11 protein-coding genes and 1 pseudogene are annotated in these 9,444 nt (G+C 72.7%); 3 read left to right on the top strand and 9 right to left on the bottom strand.

Annotation, left to right across the window (positions count from 1 at the left end):
* The 4 genes from AB0P35_RS40590 to AB0P35_RS40575 form a co-directional block, all read right to left on the bottom strand.
* Positions 1-606, bottom strand: a 606-nt coding sequence (locus AB0P35_RS40590; protein ID WP_363521325.1) for a hemerythrin domain-containing protein, incomplete at its 3' end; no start/stop codon positions are given.
* Positions 607-1,065: 459 nt separating this feature from the next.
* Positions 1,066-1,338 (bottom strand): STAS domain-containing protein, encoded by a 273-nt coding sequence (locus AB0P35_RS40585; RefSeq protein ID WP_179419764.1) that lies wholly within the window; start codon positions 1,336-1,338, stop codon positions 1,066-1,068.
* 253 nt (positions 1,339-1,591) lie between these two features.
* Complete coding sequence (locus AB0P35_RS40580; protein WP_095877696.1) at positions 1,592-1,969, bottom strand: MarR family transcriptional regulator; 378 nt, start codon at positions 1,967-1,969, stop codon at positions 1,592-1,594.
* A gap of 485 nt (positions 1,970-2,454) precedes the next feature.
* Positions 2,455-3,471, bottom strand: a complete 1,017-nt coding sequence (locus AB0P35_RS40575; protein WP_095877695.1) for a YihY/virulence factor BrkB family protein — start codon at positions 3,469-3,471, stop codon at positions 2,455-2,457.
* Between the two features lie 925 nt (positions 3,472-4,396).
* On the opposite strand from AB0P35_RS40575, the pseudogene AB0P35_RS40570 reads away from it, so the two are divergent.
* Positions 4,397-4,846, top strand: a pseudogene (locus AB0P35_RS40570) (SDR family NAD(P)-dependent oxidoreductase); the annotation flags it as partial.
* A 685-nt stretch (positions 4,847-5,531) separates the two neighbouring features.
* Here AB0P35_RS40570 and AB0P35_RS40565 read toward each other — a convergent pair.
* Positions 5,532-5,744: a hypothetical protein gene (locus tag AB0P35_RS40565; RefSeq protein WP_095877693.1), complete on the bottom strand. Its 213-nt coding sequence runs from the start codon at positions 5,742-5,744 to the stop codon at positions 5,532-5,534.
* A gap of 230 nt (positions 5,745-5,974) precedes the next feature.
* Positions 5,975-6,205, bottom strand: coding sequence for a DUF6296 family protein (locus AB0P35_RS40560; protein ID WP_257019588.1), 231 nt, complete (start codon positions 6,203-6,205; stop codon positions 5,975-5,977).
* 322 nt (positions 6,206-6,527) lie between these two features.
* On the opposite strand from AB0P35_RS40560, the gene AB0P35_RS40555 reads away from it, so the two are divergent.
* Positions 6,528-6,977, top strand: a complete 450-nt coding sequence (locus AB0P35_RS40555; protein ID WP_095877692.1) for an SRPBCC family protein — start codon at positions 6,528-6,530, stop codon at positions 6,975-6,977.
* Between the two features lie 262 nt (positions 6,978-7,239).
* Here the strand turns inward: AB0P35_RS40555 and AB0P35_RS40550 are convergent, their stop codons facing one another.
* The 3 genes from AB0P35_RS40550 to AB0P35_RS40540 form a co-directional block, all read right to left on the bottom strand.
* Entirely contained in the window at positions 7,240-7,443 is a 204-nt protein-coding gene (locus tag AB0P35_RS40550) for a hypothetical protein (protein WP_363521319.1), read from the bottom strand.
* A gap of 700 nt (positions 7,444-8,143) precedes the next feature.
* Positions 8,144-8,638 carry an STAS domain-containing protein gene (locus AB0P35_RS40545; RefSeq protein WP_095877690.1) on the bottom strand — a complete coding sequence of 165 codons (495 nt, stop codon included), beginning with the start codon at positions 8,636-8,638 and terminating at the stop codon, positions 8,144-8,146.
* The gene (locus AB0P35_RS40540) at positions 8,635-8,910 is read right to left on the bottom strand and encodes a hypothetical protein (protein WP_095877689.1); all 276 of its coding nucleotides are present in this window, start codon (positions 8,908-8,910) and stop codon (positions 8,635-8,637) included. The genes AB0P35_RS40545 and AB0P35_RS40540 overlap by 4 nt, the downstream gene beginning before the upstream one ends.
* Positions 8,911-9,158: 248 nt before the next feature.
* Here AB0P35_RS40540 and AB0P35_RS40535 point away from each other — a divergent pair.
* Positions 9,159-9,444 (top strand): hypothetical protein (locus AB0P35_RS40535; RefSeq protein WP_363521316.1); only part of this gene is annotated, 286 nt, incomplete at its 3' end.

Below are 9,444 nucleotides of genomic sequence, written 5' to 3'. Positions count from 1 at the left end.
GATTTTTTTTTTTTTTTTTTTGTGGGGGGGGGGGGGGGGGGGTGTGGGGGGGGGGGGGGGGGGGGGGGGGTCCGGGGGGGGGGGGGGGGGGGGGGGGGGGGGGGGGGGTGGTTGTGGGGGGGGGGGGGGGGGGGGGGGGGGGGGGGGGGGGGGCGGGGGGGGGGCCATGGCCTTGGCGCGGCGGATCTTGTCGCCGAGGTCGTCCAGCATCTCGGCCGTACAGGCCTGCTCCATCATCGGGAACAGGTTGTTCTCCTCGTCGCGGACGTGGGCGGTGACCTCGTCCATGAGTTCCTGCAGCAGCGGCCGGAACGAGGTGTCGCCGGTGTCCATGCCCTCGAGCTGCTTGAGGATCCGCTCGACCCGGCTGTGGTCGTCGATCTCCTTGTCCGCGATCCGGTCCCCGCCCGCGAGGTGCTCGCGCACCGCCGGGTAGAGGTACTGCTCCTCGGCGACCGAGTGCCGCACCAGCTCGATCGTGACCTCGTCGACCATGTCCCGCAGCTCCTGGCCGCCGGTGCTCATGGCCTTGATCCGGCCGAACATCTCCTCGACCTCGCGGTGGTCGGCCCTCAGCTCCGCGACGACATTCCCGCCGTGTCCCATCTCTTCTACCTCCTGCGCGGGGCGGGCCTGTCCCGCCCAGCCCACAAACGTTCCCGCTCCGCCCCAGACCTCCGGCCCGCGCTGCTCCTTCCACTCCAATGGCCCGCCCGCCGAACCGGAGCACGCACGGCGCTCGCGCATCCGCTTGGCCGGGGTCGGGAGCCCGAGCGGATACGCGGATGTGACACGGCCCGGCTTGAAGCGGGGCCGGGGCGCCGCCGACCTTCTGCGCCTGCGCGGGGACCAGCGCCCCGTTCGCTGCGACGACCGTCGCTGCGGCGGAGTCTGCTGCGGTGCGACCCGTCCACCTGTGCCTGCAGCTCGCCGGCAACCGGGACCGGGGGTGGGCGTGGCGCGCGGGGCTCGGACAGCGACGTTGCCGTCCCAGGGCGGGGCATCGGGGCGTGCCTGCGCGGGCGGGCCGGGACGACCTCGCGCCGGTGAGCGCTTGGTGTGTGGCTATGAAGGTTCGCCCGGGGGCAGGCCGAACAGGGGGCCGGTTTCTGTCACCGCGAGTAGGCGTTCGACCTGGCGGCTGGCCGCGGTGACCTTGACGGTCCGGCCGGTCTTGGCGGCGTGGTTGCGCAGGCGGAGCATGATGTTCAGTCCGCTGCTGCCGCAGAACGTCACGCCAGCCAGGTCGAGGTCGAGGCCGCCGGTGCTGGTTTGCAGGGCGTCGGTGAGGGTGCGGTACAGATCTTCGGCGTTGTCCAGGTCGAGTTCCCCGCGCACGCGCGCCAGTGCGCGGGGACCCGCGGCCAGCACGACCGAGTGTGGTGGACCGTCCTCAGGCCCCGGCTGGCGCGTGACGCTGCGTCGGGTGCTCGATACGCCTGGGCGGACGTGGGCAGGGGTGCGGCCGAGGGAGGGGCGTGCGGTCACTGCGTGGCTCCCGAATTGGTCTGTCTAGCGGCCGGGCCGGCGGGGAAGTCCGCAGGCCGGGTCGGGCAGAGCGGGGGGTGCGGTGGTGTTGACCGGCCAGTGCCTAGGCGACGCCGGCGGGGTCGTCCGCCGGGGCCGTGATCGGCGCTGCGCGATGAGCCTCGGCTGCGGACGGCCGGGGGTGGTCGTCCACGAGCCGCAGGAGCCCGTCGATGCCGAGGTGCGCCTCGGCGGGGTGCCGGAAGAGGGTGCCGGGGACGATGCGGTAGTGGTTGCGACGTCCCGCGCGTTCGCGGATCAGGTATCCGGAGGTCTCGAGATCGGTGACGATCGCCTGGACGGCGCGCTCGGTCAGGCCGCACGCGGCCGCGAGGTCGCGAAGCCTGGCCTCCGGGGTGCGGGAGATCAGCAGCAGGATCCGGGCATGGTTCGTCAGAAACGTCCAGCCGCTACGGGGTTGACGTGGCTCACTCAAACTCACGCCACCAACATACGCCCTTCAATTCCGGTATTGCAACAGTGGAATCGGAAGGGTGAAAGGACTTCAAGATGCTTGGTGATCCGCAAGCGCGACGGCGCGACTCTGGCGTGCCGGGCACCGAGCCGAGGCCCCGGGGCCCCGCCACGCGGTGCCGGTCGGCACGTTGGTCGTCCACCGGCAGCTGCAGTCTGGGGTGGGGAGTGAAGCCCGCCGGTGGCGCCCCGAAGCCGTCTGGGCCGTGCTGGAGCGCCTTGCGAAGCCCGTCCGTGCCTGTGGTGGCGCTGGGCGGCGCGCTGACCGGCCCATAGGACTCTCCGCTCCTGACCGTGAGTCGGGGGCGCGTGTCGGTGATTCAGCACCGGCGTGTAGTCCATCAACCTGTGCGGTGTGCGGGCGTGCGTGAAGCACTAACTGCGCCGCATGCGCGCTCAGGGCAGCGGATCGGCGTCCCCGGCCGCGGTCGTCCTGGGCGTAGCTCACTTGAGCTAGCGGTCGTGCGGGGAGGGCGTGTCGTTCTCGTCGGGCCAGGTGCGGGTGTCGCGAGGTTGGACGTAGGGTTCCTCGGCGTTCGGCCGGCCGGTGCGGATGGCTTGTTCGCGGGCGAGTTCGGCGTCGAGTTCGAGGCCGAGGAGGATGGCGAGGTTGGTCAGCCAGAGCCAGATCAGGAAGACGACGACGCCGGCGAGGGTGCCGTAGGTTTTGTTGTAGGAACCGAAGTTGGCGACGTAGGCGGCGAAACCGGCGGACAGTGCGAGCCAGAGCAGGACGGCCAGCAGGCTGCCGGGGGAGGTCCAGGCCAGGCCGCGGCCGCGGACGTTCGGCGCGGCCCAGTACAGCAGCGCGATCATGAGGGTGACGAGGAGGACCAGGACCGGCCACTTCGCAACGGCCCAGACGGTGAGCGCGGTGTCGCCGAGGCCGAGCAGGTTCCCGGCGCGCTCGGCGAGTCGGCCGGTGAAGACGACGATGACTGCGCAGGCGACGAGCAGGAGCATCGTCAGCAGCGTGAGGCCGATCCGCAGGGGGGTGGTCTTCCACATGGGGCGGCCCTCGCGGATGTCGTAGACGGCATTGGCGGCGCGAATGAACGCGCCGATGTAGCCGGACGCCGACCACAGGGCGCCGGCGAGGCCGAGGACGGCGAGCAAGCCGCCCGTGGCGCGGCCGGACTGCAACTGGGTGATCGCGCTGTGCAGGATGTCGCGGGCCGACCCCGGCGCGAGGGACTGCAGGTTGTCGAGGACGGTGTCCGTCGCGGAGGTTCCGGCCAGGGCGAGGAGGGAGACCAGGACGAGCAGGGCGGGGAAGATCGCCAGGATGCCGTAGTAGGTGAGGGCGGCGGCCCGGTCGGGGAGTTCGTCCGCGAGGAACTCGCGGCCGGTGCGTTTGAGGACCTGCCACCAGCCGTGCGCCGGCACTTGGAGCGGGCTGTCCGGTCCAGAACCGCCGTTCGGTGCGGAAGCCGCGGTCCGCGGGCCGTGGTTGCCGTGCTCATCTGCCATGCGTCCCCGTCTGCCCGCGCGCGGAGGTCCCCAACCGGCCCGGATACGCCTATATCGCCCGGTCGGCTCCGCGGCGGGCAGCCCGACGTTCACCCGCTGTCCCTGGTGGCTTCAGCCGTGTTCGGTTGGGACGGCGGTGCCGGTGGGAACGGCTGGCTGCCCACGCGCGGAGTCTGCTGGGCGGTGGGCTCGGCGAGCCTGGTCCCCCGGCAGGAGCCGGCTGGCTCCCTCGGCGGTGGCCGGCTGTGGGCCCTGGCCGCTCCGGGTGCGTGCGGGTCGGCCACCGGCCGGGGCGGCGTTCGGTACCCGGTGCACGGGGTGATGTGTCCCCCGAAGGATCGCCGGTCGGCGCTGCGGGCTCGCGGTCGCCGTGTCGGCTCTTGGTGGGTGGACCGTGCTGTCGGGAAGGTGTGGTCGTTGGTGGGGTGTGACGGGTGAAAACGGCCACCCTGCGCTCCGGTGTTGCCCAGACCTGCTCATCCCTGCTCCCCACCCACAGGCAATTGACCTGGGGGAACGCCATCCCCGAGGCCGCCCGTCAGTCAGACGTCAGCGACGCCGTGGGCGCCCTTGACGGGGCAGGCCGGCCGGACAGTCAACGGACGGGCGGTTCCGCGACACTCGCTCGCTGAACGTCCTCACTTGCTTCAAGAGGCAACGAGCTGGGGAACCGAGAGCGTGGGTGGGGAAAATCGCGGGTTCTCATCAGGCGCCGGCTGGCGCACTGGCCGCCCGGCTCCGGAGAGAGGGCCCAGACGGCCTGCATTGCACGTGCGGGCGGCGGGCAGGCGCCGCAGACTCGGGTGGTGGCGGGGGCTCTGCCGGTCCGGAACGGTGATGCGCGATGTGGTGAGGAGGACGGCGGATGGTGTCGAACGATCAGTAAACGCCGCAGAACCCGGCCGAGCAGTACCCGCGGCCGCCCATGCCGGAACAGATTCAGCCGCATCCCGGCAGCGACGAGCGGATGCGGCCCGAGCCGGACTACGGCGAGACCTCCTACCGAGGCTCGGGCCGCCTGACCGGACGGGTGGCACTGGTCACCGGAGGCGACTCCGGGGTCGGCCGTGCCGTCGCCTTCGCGCGCGAGGGCGCCGACGTGGCGTTCTGCCACCTGCCCGAGGAACAGGACGACGCCGGCGTCACCGCCCGGCTGGTCGAACAGGCCGGACAGCGGGCCCTGCCCGTCGCGGGCGACCTGCGCAGCGAGGATTTCTGCACCGGCCTGCCCGGCCTGTGTTTTACCCGCCTCGGCGCTCTCGACATCCTGGTGAACAACGCCGCCTACCAGATGTCGCAGCCCGACGGAATCGCGGCGATCAGCACCGAGCAGTTCGACCGGGTAATGAGAACCAACCTGTACGGCATGTTCTGGTGTTGGCGTGCCCGCGACCGCCGCTCTCGCAGGCCGCGACCTTGTTGATGCTCTGCCCGGCGGCCGGCGCCGCGTTCGCCGCGTCCCGGCGGTGGGGGCCGCGACGGCGGCGGACCGCTGCGGGGCTGCCTGCGCGGGGCCCGGGAAGGCGGCCCACAGGCCGGCGGCGCAGGCGAGGGCGAGGAGTAACTGCAGGATCCGGTGGGCGATGGACACGACGGAGTCACTCCCCGAGAGGTCCGCGATCGGGCGGCTGGCGCCCCGGGGCACCGCCCTTCCACCGTTGCCACACCCCCCCGGCCGCACCCGGCCGACCCCGCCGGGAAGTCACCCGCCCGGCCACCCACCCGCACCACCACCCGCCCAGGAGCAGCCGCCCGCGGCTGCCGCTGTCCGGCCCCGTTCGGTCCGGGGTCGGGGGAGGGGCTGGTGTGCCGGGCCGCGGCGTGAGCAAAGGGGTGTACGCCGGCGGGTGTGTGCGGCTTGGGGGGTATCAGAAGCACCGGTGCCCGGTGGGCGGCCCGGTCCAAGAGCGGCCGGTCTCCGGGTCGCGGTCCCGCATCCGCCGCGGCGTCTCGCGGGTGCCGGGCCGCCATGGCGGTGCCCACGGTCGGGGACACAGATCGGGGCACCACCGCCGCGCGAAGCCCGGCGACAGGACGGTCGCCGCCCGGGCGCGGGTGGGCTACGGCAGGTCGGGCGGCGGCTGTGCGCCGGGGCGGGGGGTCTCGGTGACGATCTCGTACAGGCCGGGGCCGGCCTTGCGGAACCATCCGCCCACGGCTTTCGCGAGCCGGGCCCGCTGGACGTCCAGGCGGTCGATAGCGACCCCGGGCGGGATCTCCACGTACTCGTGGACCAGGGCGATCTCCTCCGGTGTCAGTTCGGGATCCGGCACGGCAGCCCTCCACGCAGGTTCGGCAAAATTTCAAGCAAAACACCCAAACCCGGCATATACCCAAAAAGGACATTGCATGCAGGGTCTGCCGAGTCCGGCCCATCCGCGGGGGACTGCGCGTCTTGTCCGCACGGCCGTACGTCCGCGTGGATCCGCCGATCCGCCGATCCGCCGATCCGCCGATCCGCCGATCCGCCGATCCGCCGGTTCGCCGCGGGCCCGGGGCGCCGTCAGGGGAGGGGTTCGGCGTGGAGGGGGCCGTGGTGGAGCGGGGTGGGGGTCAGGAGCCGGGCGGTGCCGTGGTCGGTGATCTCCACTCGCAGGCGGCCCGTCTCGTCGGCGTACACGGGGTGGCCGCCGGGGCCGGTGCGGCCGGTGGCGGTGACGACCGTGCTGGACTGCGGGGCGTGGCAGCCCGGTCGGCCGGGGAGAACGATCAGGTAGCGGTGCACGAGCGCCATCACGACGCTCCTTCCAGGTCATGCTGCAGCCGCACGTGTGGCGGTATCCAGACACTACGCCCGCCCGGGCCGCCCGTGAGTCTGTGCCGGGGTGCGGGCGGGCGTTCACCCGCGTGGCCCACCGGTGCGGCCGCCGCAGGCCTGCCGCCGCAGCCGCGCACAGGAGCCCGCGGCGGGTTCCCGCGGTCCGGGTTCGAGGACGTCTGCGGTTGCGGGCGCTCCGGGACGCGGGCGGGATGGGTTACGGCCCCCGTGTGCGGGCCTGCCGTGGGGGCAGGCGCCCGGGGCCCGGTGAACCAGACCACCAGGAAGTGGGTCCGTGATGAGCAAGGTGCAGGAGACGATCGACGTGGATGTGCCGGTCAGCACCGCGTACAACCAGTGGACGCAGTTCGAGGACTTCCCGATGTTCATGGAGGGCGTGGAGGAGATCACGCAGATCGACGACCGGCACAACCACTGGAAGACGAAGATCGCCGGGGTGTCGCGGGAGTTCGACACGGAGATCGTCGACCAGGTCCCGGACGACCACGTCAGCTGGCGGACCACCAGCGGCGAGGTGAAGCAGACCGGCATGGTGTCGTTCCAGCCGCTGGACGCCGGCCACACCCGGATCGTCATGTCGATGGACTACCAGCCCGAGGGGCTGGCGGAGAAGGCCGCCGACATGATGAACATGCTCGACCGGCAGGTGAAGGGCGACCTCAAGCGGTTCAAGCACTTCATCGAGAAGCGCGGAACGGAGACCGGGGGCTTCCGCGAACACCTGTGAGCAGGCGCGCGCACACCGCGGTCCCCGGCCGCACGGCCGGGGACCGCGGTGTGGTCTGCAGGCCGCGGCGGACGCGGCACCGCCCCGCGGAACGCCCACGGCCTGGGCCTGCTGCTCCTCCCGCAGGCCGGGCGCACCTCCGGCAGCGGCAGGGTGGAAGCCGCCGCGCGGCTGTGGGCGCCTGCCCCCGCCGCTGCGCCTGCGCGAGCCCACCGATCCGGACCACTGCCAAAGGCGCGGGCATTTCCTGTGCTGCGGCCGGTCAGTGCGGTCGGCGGATGCGGGCGAGCATGGCCGCCAGGTGCCGGACCGCCCTCTCGGCGTCGGTGAGTTCGCCCGCGGTCGGCAGGACGGCGCCGAAGGCACAGCCGTCGGGGACGTCCAGGGCCCGCCAGTGGAGGACGGGCGCCAGTTCGCTGCTGCACTGGGCGAGGAACCAGGCGAGGCGGCCGTGGGTGCGGGCCACCGTCACAGCGGAGCGGCAAGGGCCTCGCGCAGCCCGGCGAGCCGCTCGACTGGGTCATCTCCCGGCCGTCCGCGGCGCCCCCACAGCCCCCCTGGGGCCGCTGTCCGGGTCGCCGATGCCCCGTCACCGCCTCTGCCGCCTGGCCGATTTGCGGGGCCCAGCGCCAGACACCGCCTCCTGCGGGGCACGTGCCAGGCGTCCTTCAGCTCCGGGAAGTCCTGTGTGGGACCGCGGTCGGACTGGCGGGCGGATCGGTCGCAGACGAGCGGGCGATGTCGCTCCTCCGCCACTTCAGGCGCCGTTCCTGCGGGCGAGGTGCCGAATCCTGTGAACGGGCGCGGCGCGCGGCTCTGCTTGCCGCCCGGGCCCCAGGCCCCGGCCCAGACACATGCATGCCTCTCCTCGGCGCCTCGTGCGGGCATTCGGGGGCGGTGGTCGTATGGCTGTCGGGTGCGAGGAGGCGGGGCGCCCGGGGTCTGCTCGGGGTTCAGACAGAGCCTCTGACGGGGCGACTGAGTTACGGATCAGTGAAGGTGCCGGATGGACTCGCCGTGAGCTGTCACTCTCGAGCCGGGGCGGCTGGGGCGAATTCGCGTGTCTGCTGCCCGCCATGGTGCCGCCAGGCTCTTCTCGCGGATGGCCGCCTGAGGCGTCGGGTTCAAAGCGGGCGGGGCACTGGGCGGATTGCGGACTTTGACTCTCATGGCGGGGCGGTGTGGTCGGTGTAGGAGACGAGGTGGTTGAGGCCGTTGTCGTGGAGGGTGCGGCGGACGGCAGGGCTGGCGCCGTAGACGGTGACGGGCACGTGGTCGCGGGCGGTGGCGATGAGCGGGGCGGTGCCGGTGCGGGAGACGGTGGTGACGCTGGTGACGTCGATGGTCAGTCCGCTGGCGGTAGCGGCCCTGAGGGCGGAGTCGAGCTGTCGGCCGGTGCGGTCGGCGGTGCGCGCGTCCAAGTCGCCGCGGAGTTTGACGACGACTGGCCGCCGGCGGGCGGCGAGGCTGAAGCGGCGCCACAGTTGCTGCCCGGCGATCCGGGTCTCCAGGACGGCCTGTCGCAGGACAAAGGGGATGCCGATCACCACGGCGTACTGGAACCATCGGCTCTCGGCGTAGTGGACGCCGATCCAGGTGGTGGCGAGGGTGACGGCGCCGAAGGCGGCGGCGAATGCGGCCTTCTCGGTGCGGGACCTCATCGCGTGGCCGGATTCGGGTCGGTCCCGTTCTTCGTCCGCCGGCTGTCGGCGACGAACAGGACGACCAGGCCCGCGAGCACACAGGGACCGCGGCGGCGGTGCACCACAGCACGATGCCGGGTGCAGCGCCATCGGGGGATCGCGCTGAGCGGTGCGGTGAGGTAGCACGCGAGCAGGAACCAGCCGCGGGCGGGCACGGGTTCCAGCCGCGGCCGCAGGCGGAGCGGCGCCCAGCCCGCGGCCAGGGCGAGCGCCGGGGGCAGGAACAGCACGGTGGCCGAGGCCAGGACACGCGGCCGCCGCCGGTGAGGACCAGGCTGACGAGGACGACGACGTCGACTAGGAAGCGGAGTCCTGGACGGACAGCCGCCTGTAGCCGACCCGCTCCCGGCGGCGGGTCGGCCCTCGCCTGAGGACCGGCCCGCCATACCCAGCCAACCGCGCCCACCCACCACCGACCGGCCCGGCCCGGTCCGCACCCCAGCGGGCCGGACCGACCCGTCAAAGGGAGACATCGCAGATGACGACCAACCCCGCCCTGACCCAGGCCAGCCGCCGCGGCCTGTTCACCACCGACCCGGACGACCGGCTGCGCACCGGAACCCTGGTCCGGTCCTGGGAGCTGTGGCTCACAGGTCCGAAGACCTGGTTGACGTCACAGCGGGACGCCGTTGTGGCGGGCGAGGTCATGAAGCGCGGTCGTCACCATGCCGGCGAGCGCGGCGACGAACGGTACGAATTGGCGGGCGTCCGCGTGCTCGCCGATGCGGAGGGTGAGGTCCTTCGGCTGCCCGGGGCCGCGATGG

It is taken from the genome of Kitasatospora sp. NPDC085879 (assembly GCF_040686255.1).
Taxonomy (GTDB): domain Bacteria; phylum Actinomycetota; class Actinomycetes; order Streptomycetales; family Streptomycetaceae; genus Kitasatospora.
This window is presented reverse-complemented; position numbering and strand designations above follow the sequence as displayed.

Coding starts and splice junctions, on each gene's coding strand:
- AB0P35_RS40575 (WP_095877695.1), bottom strand. CDS start 3,471: ATGGCAGATGAGCACGGCAACCACGGCCCGCGGACCGCGGCTTCCGCA.
- AB0P35_RS40560 (WP_257019588.1), bottom strand. CDS start 6,205: ATGGCGCTCGTGCACCGCTACCTGATCGTTCTCCCCGGCCGACCGGGC.
- AB0P35_RS40555 (WP_095877692.1), top strand. CDS start 6,528: ATGAGCAAGGTGCAGGAGACGATCGACGTGGATGTGCCGGTCAGCACC.
- AB0P35_RS40545 (WP_095877690.1), bottom strand. CDS start 8,638: ATGAGGTCCCGCACCGAGAAGGCCGCATTCGCCGCCGCCTTCGGCGCC.